Annotated in this window: 26 protein-coding genes and 1 pseudogene; 26 read left to right on the forward strand and 1 reads right to left on the reverse strand. The window is 41.2% G+C overall.

The annotated features are described in order from the left end of the window. Positions 1-11 precede the first annotated feature (11 nt). The 6 genes from B3H30_RS09870 (at position 12) to B3H30_RS09895 (ending at position 5,574) form a co-directional block, all read left to right on the forward strand. A complete protein-coding gene (locus B3H30_RS09870; protein ID WP_286834048.1) occupies positions 12-2,210 on the forward strand; it encodes a PepSY domain-containing protein in 2,199 nt (732 codons plus the stop codon). A gap of 85 nt (positions 2,211-2,295) precedes the next feature. Continuing rightward, the gene (locus B3H30_RS09875; RefSeq protein WP_070567910.1) at positions 2,296-3,276 is read left to right on the forward strand and encodes an FAD:protein FMN transferase; all 981 of its coding nucleotides are present in this window, start codon (positions 2,296-2,298) and stop codon (positions 3,274-3,276) included. Between the two features lie 326 nt (positions 3,277-3,602). Further along, on the forward strand, positions 3,603-4,160 hold the full coding sequence (locus B3H30_RS09880) for an RNA polymerase sigma factor (protein ID WP_217493552.1): 558 nt from the start codon (positions 3,603-3,605) through the stop codon (positions 4,158-4,160). 12 nt (positions 4,161-4,172) lie between these two features. Next, positions 4,173-4,511: a hypothetical protein gene (locus B3H30_RS09885; RefSeq protein ID WP_070567905.1), complete on the forward strand. Its 339-nt coding sequence runs from the start codon at positions 4,173-4,175 to the stop codon at positions 4,509-4,511. 238 nt (positions 4,512-4,749) lie between these two features. Further along, the gene (locus B3H30_RS09890; protein WP_070567901.1) at positions 4,750-5,043 is read left to right on the forward strand and encodes a hypothetical protein; all 294 of its coding nucleotides are present in this window, start codon (positions 4,750-4,752) and stop codon (positions 5,041-5,043) included. A gap of 75 nt (positions 5,044-5,118) precedes the next feature. Continuing rightward, positions 5,119-5,574 carry an Hsp20/alpha crystallin family protein gene (locus tag B3H30_RS09895; RefSeq protein ID WP_070567899.1) on the forward strand — a complete coding sequence of 152 codons (456 nt, stop codon included), beginning with the start codon at positions 5,119-5,121 and terminating at the stop codon, positions 5,572-5,574. 669 nt (positions 5,575-6,243) lie between these two features. On the opposite strand, the gene B3H30_RS09900 is transcribed toward B3H30_RS09895, so the two are convergent. Further along, on the reverse strand, positions 6,244-6,828 hold the full coding sequence (locus tag B3H30_RS09900; protein ID WP_070567897.1) for a DUF4126 domain-containing protein: 585 nt from the start codon (positions 6,826-6,828) through the stop codon (positions 6,244-6,246). A 266-nt stretch (positions 6,829-7,094) separates the two neighbouring features. Between B3H30_RS09900 and katG the strand changes: the two genes are divergently transcribed. From katG to B3H30_RS10000, 20 genes and pseudogenes are all read left to right on the forward strand, one after another. Then, positions 7,095-9,374, forward strand: coding sequence for a catalase/peroxidase HPI (katG, locus tag B3H30_RS09905; RefSeq protein ID WP_070568298.1), 2,280 nt, complete (start codon positions 7,095-7,097; stop codon positions 9,372-9,374). 408 nt (positions 9,375-9,782) lie between these two features. Then, positions 9,783-10,184 (forward strand): hypothetical protein, encoded by a 402-nt coding sequence (locus tag B3H30_RS09910; RefSeq protein ID WP_070567895.1) that lies wholly within the window; start codon positions 9,783-9,785, stop codon positions 10,182-10,184. Between the two features lie 82 nt (positions 10,185-10,266). Then, positions 10,267-10,611, forward strand: coding sequence for a hydrogenase maturation nickel metallochaperone HypA (locus tag B3H30_RS09915; RefSeq protein WP_070567893.1), 345 nt, complete (start codon positions 10,267-10,269; stop codon positions 10,609-10,611). A gap of 11 nt (positions 10,612-10,622) precedes the next feature. Next, complete coding sequence (gene hypB, locus B3H30_RS09920; RefSeq protein ID WP_083296039.1) at positions 10,623-11,351, forward strand: hydrogenase nickel incorporation protein HypB; 729 nt, start codon at positions 10,623-10,625, stop codon at positions 11,349-11,351. Positions 11,352-11,506: 155 nt separating this feature from the next. Continuing rightward, positions 11,507-12,037: a hypothetical protein gene (locus tag B3H30_RS09925; protein ID WP_070567891.1), complete on the forward strand. Its 531-nt coding sequence runs from the start codon at positions 11,507-11,509 to the stop codon at positions 12,035-12,037. After that, positions 12,038-13,039: an ABC transporter substrate-binding protein gene (locus B3H30_RS09930; RefSeq protein ID WP_070567889.1), complete on the forward strand. Its 1,002-nt coding sequence runs from the start codon at positions 12,038-12,040 to the stop codon at positions 13,037-13,039. It begins immediately after the preceding gene. Beyond that, positions 13,036-14,052 carry a FecCD family ABC transporter permease gene (locus B3H30_RS09935; protein ID WP_254667739.1) on the forward strand — a complete coding sequence of 339 codons (1,017 nt, stop codon included), beginning with the start codon at positions 13,036-13,038 and terminating at the stop codon, positions 14,050-14,052. The genes B3H30_RS09930 and B3H30_RS09935 overlap by 4 nt, the downstream gene beginning before the upstream one ends. Further along, positions 14,049-14,891, forward strand: a complete 843-nt coding sequence (locus B3H30_RS09940) for an ABC transporter ATP-binding protein (RefSeq protein ID WP_070567887.1) — start codon at positions 14,049-14,051, stop codon at positions 14,889-14,891. The genes B3H30_RS09935 and B3H30_RS09940 overlap by 4 nt, the downstream gene beginning before the upstream one ends. Before the next feature lie 94 nt (positions 14,892-14,985). Further along, entirely contained in the window at positions 14,986-15,579 is a 594-nt protein-coding gene (locus B3H30_RS09945) for a GNAT family N-acetyltransferase (protein ID WP_236586028.1), read from the forward strand. Beyond that, positions 15,524-18,058, forward strand: coding sequence for a TonB-dependent receptor (locus tag B3H30_RS09950; RefSeq protein ID WP_254667738.1), 2,535 nt, complete (start codon positions 15,524-15,526; stop codon positions 18,056-18,058). The genes B3H30_RS09945 and B3H30_RS09950 overlap by 56 nt, the downstream gene beginning before the upstream one ends. 186 nt (positions 18,059-18,244) lie before the next feature. Then, positions 18,245-18,595 (forward strand): hypothetical protein, encoded by a 351-nt coding sequence (locus tag B3H30_RS09955; RefSeq protein ID WP_070567885.1) that lies wholly within the window; start codon positions 18,245-18,247, stop codon positions 18,593-18,595. Between the two features lie 176 nt (positions 18,596-18,771). Further along, positions 18,772-19,074 carry an urease subunit gamma gene (gene ureA, locus B3H30_RS09960; protein WP_070567883.1) on the forward strand — a complete coding sequence of 101 codons (303 nt, stop codon included), beginning with the start codon at positions 18,772-18,774 and terminating at the stop codon, positions 19,072-19,074. A gap of 18 nt (positions 19,075-19,092) precedes the next feature. Then, positions 19,093-19,398 (forward strand): annotated as a pseudogene (gene ureB, locus B3H30_RS09965) (urease subunit beta); the annotation flags it as partial. 65 nt (positions 19,399-19,463) lie between these two features. After that, on the forward strand, positions 19,464-21,185 hold the full coding sequence (gene ureC / locus B3H30_RS09970) for an urease subunit alpha (RefSeq protein ID WP_070567879.1): 1,722 nt from the start codon (positions 19,464-19,466) through the stop codon (positions 21,183-21,185). Between the two features lie 158 nt (positions 21,186-21,343). After that, positions 21,344-21,931 carry a hypothetical protein gene (locus tag B3H30_RS09975; protein ID WP_139145037.1) on the forward strand — a complete coding sequence of 196 codons (588 nt, stop codon included), beginning with the start codon at positions 21,344-21,346 and terminating at the stop codon, positions 21,929-21,931. A gap of 3 nt (positions 21,932-21,934) precedes the next feature. Further along, entirely contained in the window at positions 21,935-22,510 is a 576-nt protein-coding gene (locus B3H30_RS09980) for an urease accessory protein UreE (protein ID WP_070567875.1), read from the forward strand. 42 nt (positions 22,511-22,552) lie between these two features. After that, positions 22,553-23,242, forward strand: coding sequence for an urease accessory protein UreF (locus tag B3H30_RS09985; RefSeq protein ID WP_070567872.1), 690 nt, complete (start codon positions 22,553-22,555; stop codon positions 23,240-23,242). A 12-nt stretch (positions 23,243-23,254) separates the two neighbouring features. Then, a complete protein-coding gene (gene ureG / locus B3H30_RS09990; RefSeq protein WP_046675418.1) occupies positions 23,255-23,893 on the forward strand; it encodes an urease accessory protein UreG in 639 nt (212 codons plus the stop codon). 2 nt (positions 23,894-23,895) lie between these two features. Continuing rightward, positions 23,896-24,693, forward strand: coding sequence for an urease accessory protein UreD (locus B3H30_RS09995; protein WP_070567870.1), 798 nt, complete (start codon positions 23,896-23,898; stop codon positions 24,691-24,693). A gap of 10 nt (positions 24,694-24,703) precedes the next feature. Beyond that, positions 24,704-25,594, forward strand: coding sequence for an urea transporter (locus tag B3H30_RS10000; protein ID WP_286776881.1), 891 nt, complete (start codon positions 24,704-24,706; stop codon positions 25,592-25,594). Positions 25,595-25,616: the final 22 nt, after the last annotated feature.

A 25,616-nucleotide genomic window follows, 5' to 3' on the forward strand; every position in this document is an offset into this window, starting at 1 on the left:
GAGGGGTAAAAATGCTGGTATCTATTTCGAGGTATGCACATTTAGCCTTAGCTATTGTTTCTTCTGTCTTTTTACTTTTATTATCGATAACTGGCGTAATATTGGCCGTTGACGCTGTCAACGAAAAAATTCCACCTTATCGGGTTGAACATATTGAAACTTTAAACCTTGCGCAGTCCGTAACAGCCTTGCGCAAGGTTTATCCCGAAATCATAGCGATTTCGGTAGATCACAATCAATTTGTGAGTATTGATGCCATAGACGCTGATGGCAATACCGTGAAGGGTTATATTGATCCGAATACCGGGCGTCTGCTTGGTCCCCAATTGAATAAGTCCCAATTTATTCAATGGGTTACAGCTTTACACCGCTCGCTCTTTCTGAAAGTGACCGGCCGGGTGATTATTGGTGTGGTTTCATTTCTGTTGTTTCTTATTACTATTTCAGGAATTGTTCTGATTGTTAAGCGTCAACAGGGCGTTCGACACTTCTTTGCCAAAATCAATCGGGACTTTTTTGCCCAGTATTTCCACGTTGTTTCAGGACGTTTATTTTTGATACCAATTTTGATATTGGCCCTAACTGGTACCTATTTATTCCTGGTACGTATTGAAATCTTAAAGAAGCCGAATCAAACCATCGAATATTCCAATAAGATGAAGGAAGATATCGAATTGGAGGTGGCAAAATTTTCAATATTCCAAAATACAAAACTTGTTGATTTGAAGACCTTGGAGTTTCCGTTTATGGAAGGCGATCCTGACGAATATTTTGTATTGAAGCTTCGCGATCGGGAATTGACCATCAACCAGTTGAATGGAAGCTTGCATAAAGAAGTCAAGTACCCCTTTACTGCATTGGCCGAAGAGTTGTCTTTGGACCTTCATACGGGTAAGACCAATATTATATGGGCTATTGTACTGGGGCTCGCATCGTTGAATATTGTGTTCTTTATTTATACAGGGTTCGTCATTACATTCAAGCGCACGCGTACAAAAATCAAGAATAAATATAAACCTGAAGAAGCGGAGATTGTTATTCTTTTCGGAACGGAAAATGGAAGCACGCTGTTTTTCGCCAATCAGATCCATAAACAGCTCTTGGCGGATGGGCAAAAATCGTTGCTGCTCGGAATGAACCAATATCAGTGCTTTCCAAAGGCAAAACACTTGCTTGTGTTTACTTCGACATACGGGCTAGGAACAGCACCCTCCAATGCACTTCAATTTGAACAAAAGCTCAATAGCCATCCACAAAAACAAGATGTACAATTTTCGGTTCTCGGCTTTGGTTCAAAAGCCTATCCCGATTTTTGTGCTTATGCGCGCGAAATTGATTGTTTACTAGAAAAACAAGGTTGGGCTTCGCGTTTAACAGACTTACATACCGTTAATGATAAGGATGTTGATGAACTTATTTCATGGATACATGACTGGTCTTCGCAGGCCACTATTGCACTCGCTTCTGCACCAGCTATTTATAGTGCTAAAGTTGTCGGACTGACGAAATTTAAGGTGGTAGCGAAGTCTGCTGTTTCAGCGACTAACACGACCTTTACTTTAGTGCTGAAGCCTGCAAGTAAAATTAACATGCAATCGGGCGATTTATTGGCAATCTATCCCGCGCAAGATCAACGTGAACGTTTTTATTCGATCGGCTACAAAGATGGAATGGTGCAGCTCGTGGTGAAATTGTTTCCTGATGGATTTGGTTCTAGCTTCCTCTATCGATTGGAAACTAATCAAACCCTCCAGGCACGTGTCATGGTTAATCCAAGTTTTCATTTCCCGAAAGCAGCAAATGCAGTCGCTTTAATTGCCAATGGTACAGGGGTAGCACCCTTTCTTGGCATGATTTCAGAAAATGAAAGTAGGACGCCTTTGCGTCTGTATGCTGGTTTTCGCCATCGAAATGAAATGACTGCGCACTATGTGGATTTTGCTGATGAGCAGATAAAGCTGGGACATCTGCAGCAGCTTGAACTGGCTTTTTCGCGCGAGGAAAATCCACAATATGTCATGGACCTGATCCGTCGGGATGCGCTATATTTTGTCGAATTGCTTGAAAAAGGAGGTTGTGTATTGCTTTGTGGTGCATTGCGTATGCAGCATGATGTTGAACATACTTTAAATGAACTTCTCCTGGCGCATGTCGGCAAAACTATTGCCGACTACAAAGAAAGTGGACAAATCTTAACGGATTGTTATTAGTAAATTGATGGTACAATGGTAAATCCCGTCACGAAGACTACTTTTGGTATAGATCGACTTTATAATTCCTTTTTGGATCAATCTCATGAAGAACAATAAACAATGTGTCCTGCTTTTAATGCTCTGCTTTCTGTCCATTACTTCGGGGATTGCGCAGGTCTTGGTCAAGCGGCAGGTTACCCTTATGGGCTCTGTTTTTGAAATCAGCTTGGTAGATCGGGATAGCGCGATTACAAATCAGCATATCGATGAAGTCATCTCCGAAATAGATCGAATAGAAAACCTGATTTCAGAATGGCGTCCGCAAACCCAAATAGCAGCGGTGAACCGCAATGCAGGGATTAAGCCCGTTAAGGTGGATAGGGAAGTTTTTGAATTAACAAAGCGAGCGATCCAGTATGCTCAAAATTCAGGCGGAGCCTTTGATATTAGTATTGTTGCCTTGGATAAAGTTTGGGTATTTGATGGTAGTATGACCACGATGCCTACGGAAGATCTGGTTAAAAGGTCTGTCGCCAAGGTGGGCTATCAACACATCCGTCTCGACAGTGCATCTTCGACAATTTTTCTGGAATTGCCCGGTATGAAGATCGGTTTCGGCTCGATCGGGAAGGGCTATGCTGCTGATCGTGGCAGGGACATGATGAAGGCAAAAGGAATTGAAGCAGGTATAGTTAATGCTTCCGGAGATCTTTCGGCTTGGGGAAACCCACCCCGGGGGGACGCCTGGAAAGTGGGTGTAAACAATCCGTTCAAACCCCATCGAATGGTCAAAGTTCTTCATTTGAATGAAATGGCCGTAGCCACTTCAGGCAGCTATGAGAAATACGCGGAGATCAATGGGAAACGGTATTCACATATTATAAATCCAGTGACAGGTTATCCAGCTACGGGATTAACTTCAGTGACGATTTATGGACCTTCCGCCGAGATTGCAAATGCCCTCAGTACCTCAATCATGGTACTTGGTGAGAAAGAAGGAAAAAAATTAATTCAGCGTTTCCCAGCATACCGTTATATTTTTATTACCGATAAAGGTAAAGTCATTCAGCAGCGGTGGAAGTAATAGACCACACAGCATCATTTTTTTTCTGAAAGTGTCTGATCTTATTGGCCAGAAAGAACCTTCAGTTTGCTTTCATTGCTGTTGGTGTCTGCTAAGTCATGAAGGTTTTGTTTTATTCCCGATAAAGTAGGTTGAATGCATCAGCTATTAGCTGATTATCTCGTATCTTTATCCTAACAAAGCGTATACGAAAGAAGACGGTAGAGAACGTGTGCTTATTGGTCAGAAAGTTGAAGTCAGCAAGAAGAAAGATTCATGAAAATAATTTAAAGTAAAAGTTTGACTAGTTCGTCTATGCTGCTATGGACATTGCATACCAAAATCATATGGCAGAAAAAAATTCCAGATCATTTACGGATATCGTTAAGACTTATGGAAGTCAGCTGCTACGTTTTGTTAAGGGAAGGGTAAAGAAAACGGAGGATGCAGAAGATATCTTACAGGAAGTCTGGTATCAATTTAGCCGTTTGACCAATATGGACGAATTGGAGAATGCGGGAGTATGGCTCTATGCTGTCACACGAAATAAGATTACAGACAGCTACCGGAAAAAGAAAAGTGAATCGCTTGATGAGCTTATAGCGGGTGACGAGGATAGCGAAAGTACGTTTCCTATTCGTCAGCTCCTTTTAGCTGACGACTCCAATAATCCTGAGCTAAAATTATTTAAGGATATTTTTTGGGATGAGCTGATGAAAGCATTGGAGGAATTGCCGGAAAAACAACGTCGGGTTTTTGTGCTCAATGAACTGGAAGAGAAAACTCTTCAGGAAATTGCAGTCATGGAAAATGAGAACCTAAAGACGATTATCAGCCGAAAAGGGTATGCAGTGAAGCACCTGAGAATACGGTTGCGAAGTTTGTATGAAGAATTAAAATTTTAAAAGGATTAAGCTATGAATGGAAGAATGAAAAGACAGCGGAAGGGTAAATTCGCTTTTATGGTTGTCGCTATCATCGTTGGTGTTTTTTTGTTGGTAGCATTACTACAATATTTGTGGAATACATTAATGGTTGATATTTTCAATCTGAAAGCAATTACCTATTGGCAGGCGCTGGGACTCTTTGTCTTGTCGAAAATCTTGTTCGGCAGGGGCTTCGGTAAACCGGGAGGTGGCCGATTCCGACGGGATGTTCCGCCTCAGATGGAAAAAGGAGAAGATCTTTCCGATGAGGAAAGGGAACGTTTGCGGGAGGAATGGAAGCGTCGTTTTGGAGGGCGTTGCGGGTTCTGAAAAAAAGAATAAAAATTTTAAAGTAAAAACTGTTGTTGGGCGTCTTCTTCTATAAAGGCGCCTTTTTTTATGCCGATATCCTGATGGTAAACAAGTAACAGAACGCGAGGATCTGTCAGCAGGGATGTTGGATAAAACAAATAGTTAATTAAAACATACAAGTGATCTAGGAAAATTCTATGTGCAATGTGCTGAAAATAGATATAATCCGCAATCATTTTTAAAAAAATGTATTCAAATGAAAAATAAACTTCGATTTATATTGCCACGCCTTATTGTGCTTACGGCAATAGCAGGATTAGCAACATTGATTATTGGGACGATCTTTAAGCTCTTGTTGTTTGGGACAATTCTCTTTGGTATAGGAAGCTTTGCCGCGGCAAGAATGCGTAGAAGAGATAGACAAGCATTCAAAATGGATAGGGCTCCGGTATATCCGAACGTTCACCGTCATTATAACACTGTGGTTGCAATTGTTCCATTACAAGGGCAAAAACGTGCTAAGAAAGCAACAATAGTTCCAGTTTACTAAGGTTAAAAATTGCAAGACGAGGAAATTCATCCCACATCAGTTTACACGTATTATTCAATATTAAAAATTAAAGACATGTTTAAAAGAAATCATTATACCAACGGATATTCAAATCATAATAAATTTTGCGGACAACATTTCAAAGACCGCTTTGAAAAATTCCAACAACAGTTTTTTGATGGTGAAGCCGGGCACAATGCTGGCGTACAGCAAGCTGTTCCTGTAAATATTGCCGAAAATCAAGAATTCTATGAAGTGCAGCTTTTTGCCGCTGGACGTAAGAAAGAACAATTCCAAGTCAGCATAAATGACGGGATACTGAAGATTTCATGTACAGAAAACACCCAGGACAATGCCATAGATTATATCTATAAAGAGCAGGATGGATTGGCATTTGAACGTGAATTCCAATTAAATGAACAAGTACTTACAGATAATGTGCATGCAAGTTTCGAGGATGGGGTATTGACGGTTATCCTTCCAAAAGATCTTGAAAAAGTAAAACGGCCACAAGAGGTTGTTATTGATTAGTAAAAACCAGTTTTGATCTGGGCGCACATCAAGGCTGCTGATGTGCGTAGCCTTAAATCAGCGTAAGAGCTGATGTTGAAAAAGGACAGCATCGAATTTTGCTGTCCTTTTTCTGTCTCTTAATTTACCGCCAACCGGTGCCCAAAAGCAGTGAACAGTAAACGAATTTCGAATAGCTGTTTGGCGCTATGGTCCTTATATCCGTACTACTTTTCTAAGTATTCCCAGAATTTGTCTCGATTGTTGATCATTGCCATAATAACCTATTTGGTCTTAGATCAAGATAATCTCAAAACGGAAACAAACTAATACCAGATTGTAGGTAACAACAATTTTTAATCATTTTTTAAACAGTACTCAGTCATTGTTTATTCAGTCTACACTGAACGATCACTGAGCAATCACTGAGCAATCACTGAACGATCACTGAACAAACACTGTCGAAAGACATAACATGATACCTGCCAGCTATTCGCTTGATTGAAAGGTATAAAGGTTAGGGATTTGGAGTTTACGCAGCTATAGATCAGCTAGGGCTATAAGATGGTTACAATATCCCTAGTTGGTTTGTGCATGCTAAACTGGCTTCTATCTGTGCTGGTGAGGCTTGGCTTTATTGTAGCTTGTATGGCACTGTGTGAAGTTTATTTAGATGTTATGTTGTGAAAGCTACTCCGTTCTTTTAAGTTTTTTATTGAGTTGCTCTTTGCCAAATCGCCAAAAGAAATAGAATAAGCCTATAACAACTATAATTGCCATAAAGGGCACAAATATGGCGAGTATGGTCAAAATGGTTGAACCGATGGTTTCCATGGTCGAGATCATAAAATTGCCAAAACCTGCCGTCCCAACAGACGAGACTGCACGGGTACCAGCTAGCGCTGTGCTGATGGTCGCCGCGGTACCGCCACCAGCGATGATTGCCATAGCCCAGCGGAAAAAGGGTGAAATATCTGTAAACTGTATGGCAAAAAGTAAGGTGCCGGCTATCGTCGCGAGAGGAATTGAAAGGCTGTCCAATATATTGTCAATAAAAGGAATGTAATATCCTGCTATTTCCAGGATCATGGCTAGGCTTGTCGCTGCCAAAACAATAGGTGAGCCCGCCCAGGCCAATTCATTGCCAACCTGGAACAATTCAAGCCGACAGCCAAGGCTCAATAAGAATAGCGGCATGAAAACCCGGAAGCCGGTAGCTGCAGCCAGATTCAAGCCTATAAAAGCACTTACCAAAAATGTGGATAGCTCACTCATGGTCAATATTTTTGATACAACCTAATTATAGAATAGTAAAAGAATCGCTTTTGTTTTTCAGACTTCCAAAAATCGCCATATTCTAGCTGCTCATTAAAAGATGATTTTTAGCATTTTATATAATTATATATTGTGTATATAGATTTTGATTATAGTGTATCGAATCATTCGATGTACAAGTGGGATCTCATTTGTGTAATTTTATGAAAGTGGGAGTCAAACAATTTGATCACTTAAGATATTATATAAATAAACTTTCTTTTCATATGGACAACAACGAAAAAGACATTAGCAAATGCCCATTTCATAATGGTACGATGCGCAACGCCGTTGCGGGAGGGGGAACTCAAAATCAGGACTGGTGGCCAAATAGACTTCGTGTAGATCTGTTGAGACAACACGCGAGCAAGTCAAATCCGATGGACGAGGGCTTTGATTATGCGGAAGCATTTAAACAATTGGATTTAGAAGCCGTAAAAAGAGATTTGCATGCCTTGATGACCGATTCGCAGGACTGGTGGCCTGCTGACTTTGGACATTATGGACCATTATTCATCCGGATGGCTTGGCATAGTGCAGGAACCTATCGGGTAAGCGATGGTCGAGGCGGAGCTGGGTCTGGGCAACAACGTTTTGCACCACTGAATAGCTGGCCTGATAATGTGAGTTTGGATAAAGCACGTCGCCTGTTGTGGCCTATCAAACAAAAATATGGTAAAAATATCTCCTGGGCAGATTTATTGATTTTAACAGGTAATGTTGCTTTAGAGTCTATGGGCTTCAAGACTTTTGGTTATTCTGGTGGACGTGTGGATGCTTTTGAACCTGAATTGGATGTCTATTGGGGTTCTGAAAAAACATGGTTGGGCGGTGATGTACGCTATGCTCATGGTTCAGAAGGCGTAGTGGAATCACACGGTGTATTATCTGCCGATGATGATGCAGATGGTAAACAACATTCGCGCAATCTTGAAAAACCGTTGGCAGCGGTACAGATGGGATTAATTTATGTTAATCCGGAAGGACCAGATGGAAATCCAGATCCTATCGCGGCTGCAAAAGATATACGGGATACTTTTGGTCGGATGGCGATGGACGATGAGGAAACTGTCGCTTTGATTGCTGGAGGGCATACGTTTGGAAAAACACACGGAGCAGGTCCTGCCGACAATGTCGGAAAAGAACCTGAAGCAGCCGGCATAGAACAACAAGGGCTTGGTTGGAAAAGTACCTATGGCAGTGGAGTAGGAGCAGATGCGATCACGAGTGGCTTGGAGGTTATTTGGACACAGAAACCGACAGAATGGACCAATCTCTTTTTTAAAAATCTCTTCGAAAATGAATGGGAATTAACAAAGAGTCCTGCAGGAGCGCATCAATGGGTAGCCAAAGGAGCTGATTCGACTGTTCCAGATCCTTTTGATCCAACTAAAAAACGTAGGCCAACGATGCTGACGACAGATTTGTCCTTGCGTTTTGATCCAATTTATGAAAAGATCTCGCGTAAATTTTACGAAAATCAAGACGCATTTGCCGATGCATTCGCTCGCGCCTGGTTTAAATTGACGCACCGTGATTTGGGACCACGAGAGCGTTATTTAGGTGCCGAAGTTCCTGCTGAGGAATTATTGTGGCAAGATCCTATTCCTGCTGTCGATCATGCTTTGGTCGATGCTAATGATATTAACACATTGAAATCTACCCTATTGAGCGCGGGGCTCAGCACTGCAGAGCTCGTAACGACCGCTTGGGCTTCAGCTTCTACTTTTCGTGGGTCTGACAAGAGAGGTGGTGCAAACGGTGCGCGGATACGGTTGGCTCCGCAGCGTTATTGGCAAGTCAATAATCCAACACAATTGCAAAAAGTTCTTACTGCGCTTGAGCAAATTCAACAGGACTTTAATGGAAAGCAACAGGGCGGAAAGAAGATTTCCTTGGCAGACTTAATTGTCTTAGGTGGTGTTGCTGCGATAGAGCAGGCCGCTCGTGCAGTTGGACATGCTGTCAACGTACCGTTCCATCCGGGGCGTATGGATGCATCACAGGAACAGACGGATGTAGAATCCATGGGCTATCTTGAGCCAATTGCGGATGGATTTAGAAATTACCGTAAAGGTGCTTACACCGTGTCTACGGAATCATTATTGATCGACAAAGCACAATCACTTACGCTATCTGTTCCGGAATTAACGGTATTGATCGGCGGACTTCGTGTTCTTCAGGCAAATTTTGATGGTTCTGCATTAGGAGTGATGACAGATAGGCAAGGCCAATTGACGAATGATTTTTTTGTCAATCTATTGGATATGGGAACAGCTTGGAAAGCAATCTCTCCGGACCGGGAAGTTTTTGAAGGATCAGATCGTAAATCTGGTGTTAAAAAATGGGAAGCCGGACGTGCAGATCTTATTTTTGGTTCCAACGCTGAACTGAGAGCTGTTGCTGAAATATATGGCAGTGCCGATGCAAAAGATAAATTCGTACAAGATTTTGTGAAGGCATGGACTAAAGTGATGGAGTTAGACCGTTTTGATCTGCATCGCTAATTGTTAAGAATATCAGTTTTTCAAGAAGCCAGGTCCGACGCGAACCTGGCTTCTTGTTATTTTAGATTTATCCAGATAACCCTGAAATTAACCTTTTGCTCCGGCGCTAAGATTGGCTCAGATTTTTTATGATGTACCTGACCAATATTTATCGCTATGGTCTACGACATGGACCAATTTATTTAATGAGAATAGCAGCCAAAAAAGAACCAATTTTTGCCTCTAATATCATTTTAATCTCACTTTAACCAAATTTTAATTTAATATATGAAGAATTATGGAATTTTCTTTGGGTGTTTCCTATTTTGTGAAATAAAATTCAAGATTTGTGCTACTTTTTCTTCTTTGATCGGTAGTAACTTTGTAATGGTTTCAAAGGAATCTTTGATACATTGTTAGGTTAAAGCTATGTGGAAGCACTTTATTTTTCTGTTTGCAGCACTGTTGTTATCATTTAAGAATTTAAATGCAAACAGTCTTGTACTGAAAAGTGAAAGTGTCGAATCCCAGTTTTTATCTGCAAAAAATCCTTCCAACAATGCGGACCATACACACATCGTCCATTTTCATAAAGATCATAGTCAATTTTGTTCGCTTTACCCATCGCTTCAATCCATTGTTGCGGAATTGGACGCCGAAGTGGCACAAGATTGGTTGATGGAGCGTTGGTTGGTTACGGTTGATTTGCTATGGCATGAACTACTGCCATCCCCAAAACAGAAAGATTATCGGTATGAACATACCCTTGATCTAGAGCATATACCCATCGCTCGATTTTTGCTGTTTGAGCAAATCAAAATTCCATGCTAAAGCATACGCTTTTCTTTACATCATACAGGCAAAGAGAACTGTCATTTCTTTTCTAAATTTATTTATTTCTTAAAATATACCAATGCACGAGCTAAGTATAGTAAAGGATATTTTTGATACGTTGACCTCGTATTATGAGGCTAGGGTAGATGATATTCAAAAAATTCAGGTCACAGCAGGATTGTTATCCAACGTCCAGCCTGTATTGATCCAAAATGCATTTGATGCTTTTATTGCTGAAAATACGCAATACCAAGATATGGAAATGGAAGTCGTTGTAAACGATATCATTGCATATTGTGAACATTGTCAGAAAAATTTTCCGGTTCATTTTCATCGATTTGTATGTGATTGCGGACAGGCTTCTAGTACAATTGTTCAAGGGAATGAACTCTATATATCAAAAGTAATTTTTAAACAAGACTAATATCGTTTATCATGTCAGACAATACTTCAAATCCTAAAAGTTTAGGTAACCGTGTAGGTTCGGTTCAATGTGAAAATACAACGCTACATTTATTAAAAGCAAATGATTTTGTCGCAAAAGCCATCCGCGATAGACTGAAAGACGTTTGTGTGATCAATGTATGTTCTTCTCCGGGTTCGGGTAAAACTACCTTGATGCAAGAAACGGGAAAACGTTTGGCCAAAGATCTGAATATTGCTGTTTTGGTGGGTGATCCGGAAACCGAACGTGATGCGGTTCGTATGCGTGAGGTAGGCATTAATGCATTGCAGATTGTCACTGGTGGAATGTGTCATATTGAGGCACAAATGATCTTACAAGCCCTGGATCATATCGACATCGAAGGAATAGACCTGTTGTTTATTGAGAACGTCGGGAATTTATTGTGTCCATCAGCGTTTGATTTGGGTGAAGATTACCGCGTGACCTTATTGGCGACCACAGAAGGGGACGATAAACCGAAAAAATACCCACGTATGTTTTTAACAAGCGAATTGATGTTGGTTTCCAAAGGTGATTTATTGCCATATGTACCTTTCTCGGTAGATGCGGTAACGAAAGATGCGCGCGAGGTGAACCCCAATTTGGAAGTTATTACAATCAGTACATTAAATGGTGACGGTCTTGATACCTGGTGTGATTGGTTGAAAGAAAGAGTTCAGGCGAAAAAAGATCAATATAAGGCGCTTGAAGTAAAATAACGGCCAATTGATAAAAAGAGTGGTATAGCAATGATCCGCGCTTCATTGTTATACTGTATATGTTGACATGTTATTTGTGTTTAGAGGAAATAGATTTGACGGAGAACGAAACTGTGTCAGTGCCGTTAACGAAATGAAGAAGATAGGTTTACAATATGAATGAGCTACCTGTACCAATAGATAAAATTGTAGCAAAGCATGAGTTTGCTCTTAGTGAAGTCGATCAAGTGTATCTTGAATGGTATGAAGTCCACAAAAGGCGCCTAACACGCAATACAACGGGCGGAAAGACAATCTTTATGCAATTGGAGCAAGGTGCGGAATGGCGTCATGGCGATGCTTTATTTCATCAGGAAACGCTACAGGCGATCCTGGTTGTCAAGCCTACGTTGACCATAAGATTCAATCCAATAGATTTGGTGCAGCTTGCAGATTTTGGTTATTTTATTGGAAATAGACATCTGCCCATATTCAACGTAACAGATGCCCAATCACTTCGTCTTCCTTACCATGGACGGCTCTATGAGCAGGTCCTGGCAAAGTATGGAACCTCGATTCAATTGGAGGAAGCCTTACTGTTATCCGAGAATTTGATTCGACTGCAGGCGAGAAATAAAAAGAAAGCAGATTTAAGCGGAACAGATGAACATGTTGATCCGCGTAAGCAAATCCTAAAAAATAAGTAGATGAAAGTGAATCGTATTATACCTGTATTGCTTTTGGCATGTTTGTGTTTGGTGAGCGCCTGCCAAAATCGGCAAGCAGGTGCGGTCAGCAATCAAGTGAAAGCTGTCGACAGCCGTGGAAAAGAAGTGGTATTAGCGCATACGGCACAACGTGTGGTTGTATTATTTCCGTCCCTTGTTGATGAAGTCTACATGTTGAGTGCTGAAAATAGCCTTGTTGGTATTCCTGAACAGGTTTATCAGGTCGAAGATACCTATAAGTTTTTATCCAAATTGGATGATAGGATCGCAAAAAAAACACTGGCGACACCTACTTTCGCAGGCCAGGCAAATAATGTGGAAAGCATAGTGAGCTTAAACCCTGACCTTGTTTTGACATTCAATACCGATCAGGATAATATTTCCCAACTAGAAGATCTTGGAATTCCAGTGTTCACTTTTTCTTCGCAGGATGAAAAAAGTATTTTTAATGAACTGACAGGGATGGGAGCATTACTCGGAAAGAAAGCGCGAGCGGAAGAAATTGTTCAGTTTGTTTCGGCGGAGATCAAAAAAATGACTGCTCCCAAGGATCAAATACAGAAGAAGGTTTATTACGCTTGGTCTAAAGGTCGGGTACTTTCGACATCCGGTCGTGGTAGTTTGATTGATATGGCGATCCGCCTTTCGGGCGCAGCTAACGCCTGTCCGTTGGAAATGGAAGCCCCAAATGTCGGCGCAGAGACAATTTATAAATGGAATCCGGACCTCATTATTCTTTGGAATTCTACATTGGCAGACGTCTATAACTTAAAGGAACTCGCGGCCTTACCTGCAGTGCGAAATAAACAGGTATTTGTGATGTCACCGTCGTTTCCATTCGACCCACATACCGTCAAATTTATGCTTTTTGCCAAACAGATAAGGCATTGGTGTTTTTCGGATTATACGAAACAGCAACTTGACCAGGATATGGCTATCGCTTTTGAAAAACTTTACGGTAAAGCAGGATTACTTCAATGATGCATCAATTAAAAAAGCTGTTATTGCTCGTTGTTCTGCCATTGTTGGTTTTATTGTTTTCCCTATTGGTGGGCTCAAGCCAGAACATTGGTTTTGTTGAGCTCTGCCAACGCATTGGATCGGAAGTGGGGGGATATTTAGGTCACCCTACTGCGGTATTGAAGGATAATATGGATACGATATTGTGGCAGGTACGTTTACCACGGATTCTGCTGACCTTTATGGTCGGAGCTGCTCTTGCGTCTTCTGGCGGAATCTTGCAGGCCATTTTTAGGAATCCAATCGTTGATCCCTTTACATTGGGTATTTCTTCGGGATCTGCTTTTGGGGCTGCATTGGCTATGTTGTTTCCACTATTGCCGGTCAATATATCCGCATTTTTGTATGGTGTATGTGCTGTGGGGTTGACTTATTTTGTTTCAAATGCTGGTTTGAAAACCTCGATTATTGGGATGGTATTGGCAGGAATGGTTATTTCCGGAGTATTTACAGCCATGTTAACCTTGTTGCAATACATCAGTGATCCCTATAAATTACAAGCTATTGTACAATGGACAATGGGGAATCTGCATACGGCCTCCTGGTCGAAAGTACAGCATGCTTTTCTGCCGATAACAATAGGATTGGCTATCCTGATCCTGTTTCGTTGGAAGCTGAATCTTTTAGCCTTGGGCGATCAAGAAGCAATTGCTGTTGGCGTCAATCCGAAAATATTGAAGCTGGGATTTATTGCTGTAGCTACACTAATTACAGCATCAGCCGTTGCAGCTGTAGGGGTAATAAGTCTATTTGGATTAATTGTTCCACACATCAGCCGGATGATCTTTGGCCCCAATAACAATATTGTTGTGTGGGCAAATATCAGTATTGGTGGTACTTTTCTTCTACTGATCGATGATTTTTCTAGGGCGGTCATGCCATTTGAAATTCCGATCGGTGTATTTACAATGATTATTGGCGCTCCCTTGTTTATTTACCTGATGCGTCGTAATGAAATCAACTGGAATTCATGAGTAATTCGATTCATATCAACAACCTTTCTTTTGCCTACGGTAAGGATATCATTTTAAATGATGTAACCATGTCATTCCCAAAAGGAAAGCTTTCTGTTATTCTCGGTCGGAATGGAAGTGGTAAATCTACGCTGTTCAATATTATTGCAGGGCTGGAAAAAAAATATGATGGATCGGTTCTTATTAATGAAACGGAGCGTCGCAATTGGAAGGTTGGTCGGGCTAATTCATTGAAATTGGGTTTTCTGAACCAGTTCCATCAGACCACATTTCCTTTTAGCGTTGTTGATGTTATTCTGACGGGACGGGCTTCATTTTCTCGTTTTTCACCAAGTAAAGAAGACTTCGAGGCAGTAGAACAGATCTTGGATAAATTTAACCTCACACACTTAAAGGACAAACCCTATACGTCGTTGTCTGGAGGGGAGCGACAATTGGTGTTACTATGTCGGGTATTGGTACAGCAACCTGATTTATTATTGCTTGATGAGCCTACGAATCATTTGGATCTGAAATATCAGATTGCGGTTCTGCAGACCGCCAAAGAGCTGGTCAAGGAGGGGACAACCGTGTTATGTGTAATGCACGACCCTAACATGGCGTTTCTTTTTGGTGATCAGTTTTATCTGATGAAAGACAATAGGCTCGTGGACCTCCATGGTCTGGATCGGGAACAAGTAAGAAATTTATTGGAACAGACCTATCAACTTCCTTTGATTAGTTTGGAAAATCAAAAGAAATGGATGTTTGTTCCGATGCTGAGTGGTGCTGCGGCATTTGAACCCATTGAGGGGGCAGAACATAGTCCAGCAACCGTCACTGAGCTGAATACACCCTGATGAAGTGTGGAGTAAGCGCCTTTGTAAAAACATCATGGTTTGTAGGTGAAATGCCCAGTTTACGGGGCGATTATTTTAAAATAGCGATAACACTATGAATATATTTAAAGACAGTGGTCATATATTGATTGAAAATAAACGGATGAGTAAGGGATCTCTTCCCACTCAACCTCAGTTGAAAAATATAACCATATCTCGTGTTGAAGAGGAGGATATTGATGTCGTATTACCTTATGTCATTGAATTTCGGAAACAGTTGTTTCCGATGTTGGATTCCAATAAGCTTCCTAAGGATCTACTCGCATTTTCAGCAGTGTATCTTGAGGCTGAAGCTGCTGCATTCTTGCAGGCAAAAGATCATCGGGGTAATTTGATCGGCGTGGTTGGTATGTCGGCTTATGACTACCGTTTTCCGCATTTGGATATAGACAGAAGGAAAACGGTGGAAGTTGCCCGGCTTTTTGTGGATCCGAGTTACCGTAGGTCAGGTTTAGGAACAGCCTTGTTCAAAAGTTTGGTCGCTGTAGCTAAGGAGAAAAGTATAGAAAGGCTTTATTTACATACGCACCCATTCTTGACAGGAGCCTATGAGTTTTGGGGAAAACAAGGCTTTCAATTAAAGGACTATTGTAATGAATCGAATTTTCCAACGATACACATGGAATTATTCGTTGATCGTATTGCTTAAACCCAATTTGGGTAATCCAAAAAAAAGAAAAATTATTCTAATGAACAACATGATGAAAGCGCTAGCTTTCGCTTTATTGACAAGCGCTTCCGTACCGGGAGCCGTATATGCACAACAAGGTGTAGCATTATTTGGAAAAATTCAGGATGAAAACGGTGATCCCATCGCTGGGGTTACACTGACCTTAGTCGATGGACAACAACAGACAAGTTCTAATGCTCAGGGCGAATTTAGTTTTACCGGAATAATTTCCTTTCCTGTACAGTTACGTGCAGATGCAATTGGGTATAAGCCTGTATTGCTGGATTTGAACGCCGCTAGCTGGAATGCAAAAAAAGGAGTTCGATTACTGATGGTGGCCGGTGATAATACCTTGGATGAGGTATTGGTAACAGGTAGACGCAACAATTCTTATCTGACAAACGACATGGAGTTGGGCGGAAAATTTGCTGGAAAATTAAAAGATCTTCCACAATCTGTTGCTGTTTTAAGTAAGGAATTTATAGAGGATAAGCAGGCATTCACCACAGGGGCATTGGTTCAGGATTTGGCTGGTGTGACCGAAGCATCTTCCTATGATGATGTTGTCATTCGTGGCTTTAAAAGCGGTTATGAAACGGGTGTACGGCTTGTCAATGGCTTACGCTCGGGGTATGGTTATGGTAACAGTTATTATAATTCTCCCTTAACAATCAATCTTGAAAATATCGAGGTTTTGAAAGGGCCAGGAGCATCTTTGTTTGGAGATATCGTACCGGGTGGTACAATTAATATGACGACCAAGAAGCCTTTGGAAGATTTTAGAGGGAATGTGAATTTTTCAGGTGGTAGTTTTGAAACGATGCGAACAACTGTGGATCTCGGTGGACCTCTGGACAGTGCCAAACGTATTTTATATCGTTTTAATGCGGGTTACGAAGATACAAAGACTTTCCGCGATGTAAATCGCCAGAAACGAATCATGGTGGCTCCTTCGTTCACCTTTAAACCAGCTGAGGGCACGGTGGTGGATATTGATATGGTGTATAATCAGTTCAACGGTTATCTTGATCGGGGAATGGGTATTAAGGAAAATAACTTTTATGCTTTGCCAAGATCATTTACGTTGAGCCAGCCTTCCGATTTTTATAATTCCAAGACTTTTTCGTTAAGCGGCCGCTTGTCTCAGCGTCTGGCAGAACATGTTAGTTTGAATCTGAGCTACATGAAATCCATCTATCAGGAGGATGTCAACGAACATCGGACAATGAACACCTTTGCTGATGCGCCACATAATACCATTATGAATATGCGTTTTTTTGATCGTCATGGACGTGACTATACAGATAATGTTGTGGGTTATGTTAAGTGGGATCTTTTGGGCGATAGAGTCGATCAGCATTTTGTTGCAGGAGTTGATTTTGCACAATATCGGGGCGACAAAGAAAATCAATTGCGGGAGGCGCGGCAGCAAACTGTAGATGGCAAAGTCGTCCCGTTGACTTTTGATTTGAACAATCCCACTTATACCACGCATGATCTAACGAATTATGTGTGGCGCACGGGAGTCGCTTATCCTTTTTTGAGCCCTTATAAAACAACGGGTAAATATATTCAGGATCAAATCAGCATTGACGAGCGATTGAAACTTATTGTAGGTCTTCGTCATGAGCACTATTCTTCTGAGACACTTGACGGACAAAATCGCTTTCATGCAACGCAAAATGCCTTATTACCTCGTTTTGGTGTAACCTATGGAATCAATAAGCAGATTAACTATTTTGCAAGTTATTCACAAGGATTTGTACCTGTGGGCGCCAATTTTATTCAGAACTATAAAGATTATGGTGCCGATAAACCCTTTGATGCTGAGCGGAGTTTCCAGGTGGAAACGGGGATGAAGGCCGGTTTTTTTAAAGAGCAATTGCAAGTTGATCTATCCTTATTCCGAATTGAACGACGGAATATGCTCATTGCCACAGGGGCTATCAACGATTCAGGGTTGCCGGAGTATAGACAATCTGGCAAAGCGCTATCGCAGGGTGTCGAACTCGATGTGCGTGGGCAGTTGACACGTGAGTTCCAGATTATGGCCAATTATACCTATAGTGATACGGAGGTAAAATCATCTTCTGTTCCTTCTGAAATCGGGCAGTCCCTACCGGGAGCACCTAAAAATATGGCGAGTGCCTGGTTGAAATATGTGTTTTCAGCTAGTACATTAAAAGGTTTGGGTTTTGGTGCCGGTGTTTATTATGTAGATCGTAAAAGGATGGATAACAGTATCGGAAAGGATAGCGAAGGAAATGCACTCTGGGGGCAATGGCCTTCGTATACCACTGTAAATGCTGCTGCCTATTACCACATTGGTGCGATGAAAATGGCCTTAAATCTGAACAATGTATTCGATAAATATTACTTTTTAGGTGGTTTTGACTACACGAGAGCCTTTGCTGGTGCACCGCGAAATGTCATGGTATCAGTGGGTTACTCTTTTTAATGCTGAAATAGTAATCTAAAACCGACAAAGCGGGCTTTTTCAACAAATTTGGACTATTTAATTCAAGATTTGTGCTAGTCAAGTAGCCCGCTTTGGTTGTAAATTTGAACAACAAATAATAGTATTGTGAACGCAAGAATGAGGTATAGTTTAATCTTTTTAGTTTTTCTTTTTAGCACCCTGCTCATGAAAGGAATAGCTATGCCATCACATTCTACTGTTCAGCATTTACCCCTCGTCCGCCTAAGTCTGTCTGTATTTCCTTCTCATGTAGATAAAGCTTTAGGACAGTCAGAACGGGAAAATCTGTTAGCCGCGGTTAAAGATCATGATGTCTATGATATCACCGAACAGATGGACCTCAAAGATGAATGGAGCAAGCTGCTCTATTGGGGCGTGCTTTCAATTTGTCTTTTTGTATTCTGTTATCCTGTACGTCTCAAAATTCAGAATAACAGAAGGCCTTATATGGATCGATTGATCCTTCCGCCAAAATATATTCTTTTCCAAAGTTTAAAGATCCCATTTCTGGGGTAAAAATTTCCATTTCTTACAAGGGTTGAGAAAAGACAGACCTTGCGCTGTGTATGGGTGTAATCTGTCCTATTCATCACGATTTTGAACGATTTTTTTAAGTCGTATGACCTTGTCGTGACCTGTACCCACCGTGACTTGTTTTTAATTCGAATAACAACAATTTAAATAATATTTATATGCATTTATTACCTAGAGAGACAGAGAAGCTATTGCTTCATCTTGCCGGCGAACTAGCGAAAAAACGTAAAGCTAGAGGACTTAAATTAAACTATCCGGAGTCTATTGCATTGATCAGTAGTGAACTTTTAGAAGCTGCTCGTGACGGGCGTACTGTTGCCGATTTAATGCAGTTTGGTGCAACATTGTTGACACGTGAAGATGTTATGGAAGGTGTGCCCGAAATGATTCATGATGTACAGATAGAAGCAACATTTCCAGATGGTACAAAACTGGTCACTGTTCATAACCCGATTCGCTAATTGTTAAAAATATAATCTATGATCCCAGGAGAATTTTTTATTGCAGATGGCTATGTGATCTGCAATGAAGGTAGAGAAGTTACAACCATCACTGTGACAAATACAGGTGATAGGCCCATTCAGGTAGGTTCACATTTCCACTTCTTTGAAGTGAACAAAATGATGGAGTTTGATCGCGAGAAAGCTTTTGGTAAGCGCTTAAATATTATCGCAAGTACTGCAGTACGTTTTGAACCAGGCGAATCAAAAGATGTCGAATTGGTTCCGTATGCAGGTGCAAGAAGGATCTATGGCCACAATGATTTGGCAAATGGAGATACCGAAACCGAAGTTGCGAAAGCAAATGCAATGAAAAAAGTAAAAGAACAAGGCTTTAAAAACAAAGTGTTATGAGTTTAAAAGTTAGCAAATTAAATTATAGCGCCATCTTTGGCCCTACAAGTGGAGATAAAATCCGTTTAGGAGATACAGATATCATTATTGAAGTCGAAAAAGACTACGCTTACTATGGCGATGAAGCCAAATTTGGTGGTGGTAAGACCGTGCGTGACGGGATGTGCCAATCTTCCGTTCATACACGTGATGAAGGTACACTGGATATGGTGATCACTGATGCTATTGTTATTGATCACTGGGGTATCGTGAAAGGTGATATTGGTATTAAGGATGGTAAAATTGTTGGTGTTGGTCGTGCTGGAAATCCGGATACCATGGATAATATTACACCAAATATGATTATCGGTGCTTCTACGGAGGTGCATGGTGGATCAGGATACATCTTAACTCCAGGTGGTATTGATACCCATATCCACTATATCAGTCCAACACAAGTTGAAACGGCCTTATATAGTGGTGTTACAACAATGATCGGGGGCGGTACAGGTCCAGCGGATGGAACAAATGCAACTACAGTAACACCGGGTAAATGGAATTTACGCCGCATGTTACAAGCTGTTGAAGATCTTCCAATGAACTTTGGTTTTTTTGGTAAAGGAAACGTTGGTACTGAACAACCTATTGTTGAACAAATTGAAGCTGGTGCCTTAGGTGTTAAAATCCACGAAGATTGGGGTGCTACACCAGCAACAATCGACAGAGCGTTGACGGTTGCTGATCAATATGATGTGCAGGTGGCTATCCATACCGATACGCTGAATGAAGCGGGTTTCTTGGAAGACACGATCCAGGCAATCAACGGACGCGTGATCCATACATTCCATACGGAAGGTGCTGGCGGTGGGCACGCTCCGGATATCATCAAATCTGCGATGTATCCAAATGTATTGCCAGCATCGACAAATCCAACACGTCCATTTACAAAAAATACAATTGACGAGCACTTGGATATGCTGATGGTTTGTCACCACTTGAGCAAAGAAATTCCGGAAGACGTGGCTTTTGCCGATTCTCGTATCCGTCCAGAAACGATTGCAGCTGAGGATGTACTACAAGATCGCGGTGTATTCAGTATCATGAGTTCCGATTCGCAGGCAATGGGACGTGTAGGTGAAGTCATCACACGTACTTGGCAGACTGCAGACAAGATGAAGAAACAAGTAGGTCCATTGCCTGAAGATGAAGGTAAGGACAACGACAATTTCCGTGCACGTCGCTATGTCGCGAAATACACGATCAATCCAGCAATTGCCCACGGTATTTCGAAGTACGTTGGTTCTATCGAGCCTGGTAAAATTGCCGATATGGTGATCTGGCGTCCAGCTTTATTTGGCGCAAAACCAGAAATGATTATTAAAGGCGGGATGATTATCGCTTCAAAAATGGGGGATGCGAATGCTTCTATTCCTACACCACAACCAATCATCTTAAGAACCATGTTTGGCGGTTTAGGTAAAGCCGTTCACCAAACTTGTTTTGACTTTGTCTCTAAAATTTCATTGGAAAAGGGAATTAAAGAAGAGTATAAACTGGAAAGAACCTTACTTGCCGTAGAAAATTGTCGGAATATCTCCAAAAAAGATATGATCCACAATGATGCCACACCTGAAATTATCGTCAATCCAGAGAATTATGAGGTAAGTCTTGACGGCGAGATCTTGCGGTCAAAACCTGTTGATACAGTTTCGTTGGGACAACGATACTTCTTGTTTTAACCCTATAACTACTTTTTATGGCGTGATCCGATGTCACGCCATAAGCTATGAAAAACAATAGGTTGATGAAATCATCATGGGCTTATCAAAAGCGCATAAAAGAGAGGGAATACTGATTGCTCATGATGCTTCATTAAGCTAAAATACGATTTACGCTAATGAAAAATTTGAAGACATTTTTAGGCTGTTGTATAGCAATGGCGTGCTTAACCATACAATCGGCCTATGCGCAAAAGGGAGGTATCATGATTTATGGGGCACTGAATTACCACGAAACAACAGCTGGGCATCAATTTAGTGCCGCTCCGGTGGGTGCTGCTTATTTTTTCACTGACAACATGAATGCGGGGCTAAACTATGGATTCAATTCTGTTAAGGATAAAGCACTGGATTTTACGGATCATTCGCATGAAATAGGACCTTTCTATAGCAATACTTGGCCCCTGAGTGAGCATTTTATGTTAATTGGCCAGGTTGATGTGCATTATTTGTGGGGCGATCAACATGTCGCTACCGGTGGTACTATGGTAGATGGTAAATACAATGGCTATCTATTCAGAGTGTACCCGCTTGTGGGTATCGCCTTGGGAAAAGGTTGGGCATTAAAAGCTAAAGTAGCAGAATTGTCTTATAAAAAGAGAAATAGTAAAGATGCTGCAATTCCCAATGATCACGAACTCATTACGGGAATCAATGGATCTACAGTAGGTTTAGGCTTGTCTAAAAATCTATTTATTAAAAATTAAAAAATGATAATCACGGAAATCACAAGGAATATTCAGGGGGAGCAGATCACTAAGCGTCTCGATTTGCTTGCTATTGAATGGTATGAGTCGACCAAACGTATTCAACGTTTACGTACAGCGGAGGGAATGGATATTGCCGTCAAATTGTTGGGTAATACATCCAGCTTGCAGGATGGTGATGTCTTGTACGAAGACGAAGAGAAAATTGTTGTGGTAACGATCAAACCTTGTGAAGTCATCCGTGTCATGGCAATTGATTTCCTGCGAACTGCTTTTGTAAGCAGCGAAATTGGAAACAAACATTTGCCTCTATTTGTGGAGGCAAATGAATTGCTTATGCCTTATGAACGGTCAATGTACGAATGGTTAACGAAACAAGGATTTGACCCGCAGCGTGGCGAGCGTCAACTTTTACGTCAGCTCAATGCAAATGTCGATCCCAAGCATCATCAGAAGATGAAGTCTTCAACGAAGAATATACCGCTCTTGATCAACGACAAGACCTTCGTGAATTTGCAAGCGGCAACAGCCGGTATCGCTTTAATGCCCAATGATAGAGAAGATTACGCAAGGAGCTGATAAATCCTTGAAGATATATACTTATATAAAAAAATAATGTCAATGAAAAATACATTTCTAGGCAAGTTACTCCATCTCGCAGATCCTACATTACCAATTGGAGGGTTTACCCATTCAAATGGACTGGAGACTTATGTGCAACAGGGCTTGGTCTGTGATAAAGTTACGGCGGACAATTATGTGCGTCATAACCTCTGGTATAATCTGAAGTACAATGATGCTGCTTTGATGAAATTGGCCTATGAAGCAACTTCTTCGCAGGACATGGATGCATTGATCGCGTTAGATCAAGAATGTACAGCATTAAAAAGCCCAAGAGAAATTCGCGATGCCAGTAAAAAACTGGGTGTACGTATTTATAAAATATTCAGTCGTTATCAACAGCAGGATTTTATGCTATCCTGGGGTGAATTAATCCAAAAGAAGGAAGTAGATAGCCATTACTGTTTGATGTATGGCATGTTGGCGTCACTTTTAGAAATTCCTTTGGAAGAAGCATTACATGGCTTTTATTATAATGCCGCCATTACGATGGTGACCAACGCTGTAAAACTTGTGCCATTAGGACAGTTGGATGGCCAAGATATACTTTTTGGTTTACATGATGATATACTTGATCTCTGCAAAGAGACCTTAACCGTTGAACGGAATTTAGTGGGCTTATGCAACATTGGATTTGACATCCGTTGCATGCAACACGAACGATTATATTCTAGAGTTTATATTTCTTAAAAAACAATTAAAATGGAAAATAGAAAATATGTTAAAATAGGGGTTGGTGGTCCAGTAGGGTCTGGTAAGACAGCATTATTGGAACGATTGAGCAGACGGTTGATGAATGAAATTGATCTTGCCGTAATTACGAATGATATTTATACCAAGGAAGATGCGGAATATATGGCCAAAAATAGTTTGCTTCCCCGTGAACGAATTATCGGTGTGGAAACTGGCGGTTGCCCCCATACAGCGATACGGGAAGACGCGAGTATGAATCTCGAAGCTGTAGATGAACTGGCTAGCCGTTTCCCGGATTTGGAGTTGATTTTAATTGAAAGTGGTGGTGATAACCTGACTTCTACTTATAGTCCGGATCTTGCCGATATCACCATTTTTGTCATTGATGTTGCCGAAGGTGAAAAAATGCCGCGTAAAGGTGGGCCGGCAATTACAAGATCAGACCTGTTGTTGATTAATAAAAAAGATTTGGCACCCTATGTGGGCGCAAGCCTAGAAGTGATGGAACATGATGCACGTAAAATGCGTAAAGGTTCTCCATTCCTGTTTTCAAATCTAAAAACCGGCGATGGTTTGGAAGAGATCGTAGGCTGGATTAAAAAATACGCACTCCTTCAAGATATTGAGGAACCTAATTTACTACGTTAATTATGATTTGTTCTTTAGCTATTAAGATAGCACATCGCGAAGGAAAATCCTTTTTAAAAGATGCATATGCGACACAACCGTTTCGTATCGTTCCTGTTGGGCAATATCAAAAAGACAATGCAGCGTACTTGATGATTATGAGTTCATCGCCTGGTTTGTTGGATGGAGATGACCATCGTATTCAAGTTGATATTGCTCCGGGGTCTAAGTTACAGTTACAGACGCAGGCTTACCAGCGTTTGTTTCATATGAAAGGTCATTCGTCCCAAACGATGGAAGTGAATGTAGGCGAAAATGCTGTTTTTTCTTATGTATCCCATCCCGTCGTACCTCAGCATTCGTCTCATTTTTTGAGCCATAACATTGTACATCTTGCTTCAAATTGTCACTTATTGCTGAGTGAAATCGTGACCTGTGGCCGGAAAATGTCCGGTGAAGAGTTTATGTACAATCACTTTCAAAATCTGACAGAATGTTATGTCAATGGTAGGCTCGTGGTGAAGGATAATGTATTGCTTCAGCCAGATCGTATGCCTATACAAGGTCTGGGTATTTTGGAAGGCTATACGCACCAGGGAACGTTGATCTATCTGAATAGTGCCGGCTTGAATCCAAGCGACTGGATCGAGGCTTTCCATGAACAGTACGGGGAAACCAAAGACGTCGCGTTTGGGATTAGCGAATTGCAGCATGACGGTTTTATGGTTCGCGTTTTAGGTAACGGTGCCGAACAGCTTTATCTTCTTTTTAAAGAAATGCAAAGCGCACTATGGGGCAACATATTTTTGAATAACAACTAATTATATTCCAATGAAAAATAACATCCTAGCTTTTATACAAGCTTTTTTTAAAGGATTTGGGCAGATTATGTTTCAGGGTAACATTTGGACGGGTATCTTATTTATCGGAGCCATTATTTATGATTCGGCACTTATGGGCTTTGCAGGGGTTCTCGCTAACATCGTAGGCGTACTGACGGCCAAGTTGATGAAATTTGATGAGGATCATATCAATGATGGACTTTTCGGATTTAATGCTACGCTTTACGGTATTGCTTTGGTTTTCTATTTCCAGACAAACGTTTGGGTATGGGGAGCCTTAATCGTAGGATCTGCGTTGACCACCATTTTGATGGGGTTTGCATTGAAGAAGAATCTGCCGGTATTTACATTTCCTTTTATCTTAATTACCTGGATCGCATTGTATGTGTTGAGTATTCCAGAACTGGCCTTGCGGACTGTACCCGAGCATTTTGTTGATATTCAGGAAATGGATGACTTCCTAATTGAAGGCCATGCCTTTGGTCAGGTTATTTTTCAGGGTAGTTTAATTGCTGGATTGATCTTTTTCATCGGGGTTTTCCTGAGCAATCCCATGGGCGCACTTTACGGTTTCGCTGCTGTTATCATCAGTGTTTATATATCGCACCATGGCCATGAATCTGTAGATATGACCAATAATGGCATTTTTAGCTTCAATGCGGTTTTGGTTGGAATTGCCCTAAGCGGCCCCCGCGTTAGAGATGGTGTATATGTTCTAATCGGAACGATTATCGCAACATATTTCGATCATTTTTTGATTCACAACGGATGGACAACATTGACTTTTCCATTTGTTTTTGCGATGTGGGCTATGCACCCTGTCAAACTTATCGATAAATGGTTGGTGAATAGGTTTTCATCAGCTGAAGGGACTTCCTAGTCCTTTTTTGTGAACTAAAATT

Source organism: Sphingobacterium sp. UBA7038, from assembly GCF_002494055.1.
GTDB lineage: Bacteria > Bacteroidota > Bacteroidia > Sphingobacteriales > Sphingobacteriaceae > Sphingobacterium > Sphingobacterium multivorum.

Bases quoted from the DNA above. Each gene is read 5' to 3' on its own strand.
- B3H30_RS09890 (WP_070567901.1), top strand. From the start codon at position 4,750: ATGAAAAATAAACTTCGATTTATATTGCCACGCCTTATTGTGCTTACG.
- katG (WP_070568298.1), top strand. From the start codon at position 7,095: ATGGACAACAACGAAAAAGACATTAGCAAATGCCCATTTCATAATGGT.
- hypB (WP_083296039.1), top strand. From the start codon at position 10,623: ATGTCAGACAATACTTCAAATCCTAAAAGTTTAGGTAACCGTGTAGGT.
- B3H30_RS10000 (WP_286776881.1), top strand. From the start codon at position 24,704: ATGAAAAATAACATCCTAGCTTTTATACAAGCTTTTTTTAAAGGATTT.
- B3H30_RS09900 (WP_070567897.1), bottom strand. From the start codon at position 6,828: ATGAGTGAGCTATCCACATTTTTGGTAAGTGCTTTTATAGGCTTGAAT.
- B3H30_RS09995 (WP_070567870.1), top strand. From the start codon at position 23,896: ATGATTTGTTCTTTAGCTATTAAGATAGCACATCGCGAAGGAAAATCC.
- B3H30_RS09885 (WP_070567905.1), top strand. From the start codon at position 4,173: ATGAATGGAAGAATGAAAAGACAGCGGAAGGGTAAATTCGCTTTTATG.
- B3H30_RS09985 (WP_070567872.1), top strand. From the start codon at position 22,553: ATGAAAAATACATTTCTAGGCAAGTTACTCCATCTCGCAGATCCTACA.
- B3H30_RS09950 (WP_254667738.1), top strand. From the start codon at position 15,524: ATGAATCGAATTTTCCAACGATACACATGGAATTATTCGTTGATCGTA.
- B3H30_RS09910 (WP_070567895.1), top strand. From the start codon at position 9,783: ATGTGGAAGCACTTTATTTTTCTGTTTGCAGCACTGTTGTTATCATTT.
- B3H30_RS09875 (WP_070567910.1), top strand. From the start codon at position 2,296: ATGAAGAACAATAAACAATGTGTCCTGCTTTTAATGCTCTGCTTTCTG.
- B3H30_RS09975 (WP_139145037.1), top strand. From the start codon at position 21,344: ATGAAAAATTTGAAGACATTTTTAGGCTGTTGTATAGCAATGGCGTGC.
- ureG (WP_046675418.1), top strand. From the start codon at position 23,255: ATGGAAAATAGAAAATATGTTAAAATAGGGGTTGGTGGTCCAGTAGGG.
- B3H30_RS09925 (WP_070567891.1), top strand. From the start codon at position 11,507: ATGAATGAGCTACCTGTACCAATAGATAAAATTGTAGCAAAGCATGAG.
- B3H30_RS09880 (WP_217493552.1), top strand. From the start codon at position 3,603: ATGGCAGAAAAAAATTCCAGATCATTTACGGATATCGTTAAGACTTAT.
- B3H30_RS09955 (WP_070567885.1), top strand. From the start codon at position 18,245: ATGAAAGGAATAGCTATGCCATCACATTCTACTGTTCAGCATTTACCC.
- ureC (WP_070567879.1), top strand. From the start codon at position 19,464: ATGAGTTTAAAAGTTAGCAAATTAAATTATAGCGCCATCTTTGGCCCT.
- ureA (WP_070567883.1), top strand. From the start codon at position 18,772: ATGCATTTATTACCTAGAGAGACAGAGAAGCTATTGCTTCATCTTGCC.
- B3H30_RS09915 (WP_070567893.1), top strand. From the start codon at position 10,267: ATGCACGAGCTAAGTATAGTAAAGGATATTTTTGATACGTTGACCTCG.
- B3H30_RS09940 (WP_070567887.1), top strand. From the start codon at position 14,049: ATGAGTAATTCGATTCATATCAACAACCTTTCTTTTGCCTACGGTAAG.
- B3H30_RS09945 (WP_236586028.1), top strand. From the start codon at position 14,986: ATGAATATATTTAAAGACAGTGGTCATATATTGATTGAAAATAAACGG.
- B3H30_RS09930 (WP_070567889.1), top strand. From the start codon at position 12,038: ATGAAAGTGAATCGTATTATACCTGTATTGCTTTTGGCATGTTTGTGT.
- B3H30_RS09980 (WP_070567875.1), top strand. From the start codon at position 21,935: ATGATAATCACGGAAATCACAAGGAATATTCAGGGGGAGCAGATCACT.
- B3H30_RS09870 (WP_286834048.1), top strand. From the start codon at position 12: ATGCTGGTATCTATTTCGAGGTATGCACATTTAGCCTTAGCTATTGTT.
- B3H30_RS09935 (WP_254667739.1), top strand. From the start codon at position 13,036: ATGATGCATCAATTAAAAAAGCTGTTATTGCTCGTTGTTCTGCCATTG.
- B3H30_RS09895 (WP_070567899.1), top strand. From the start codon at position 5,119: ATGTTTAAAAGAAATCATTATACCAACGGATATTCAAATCATAATAAA.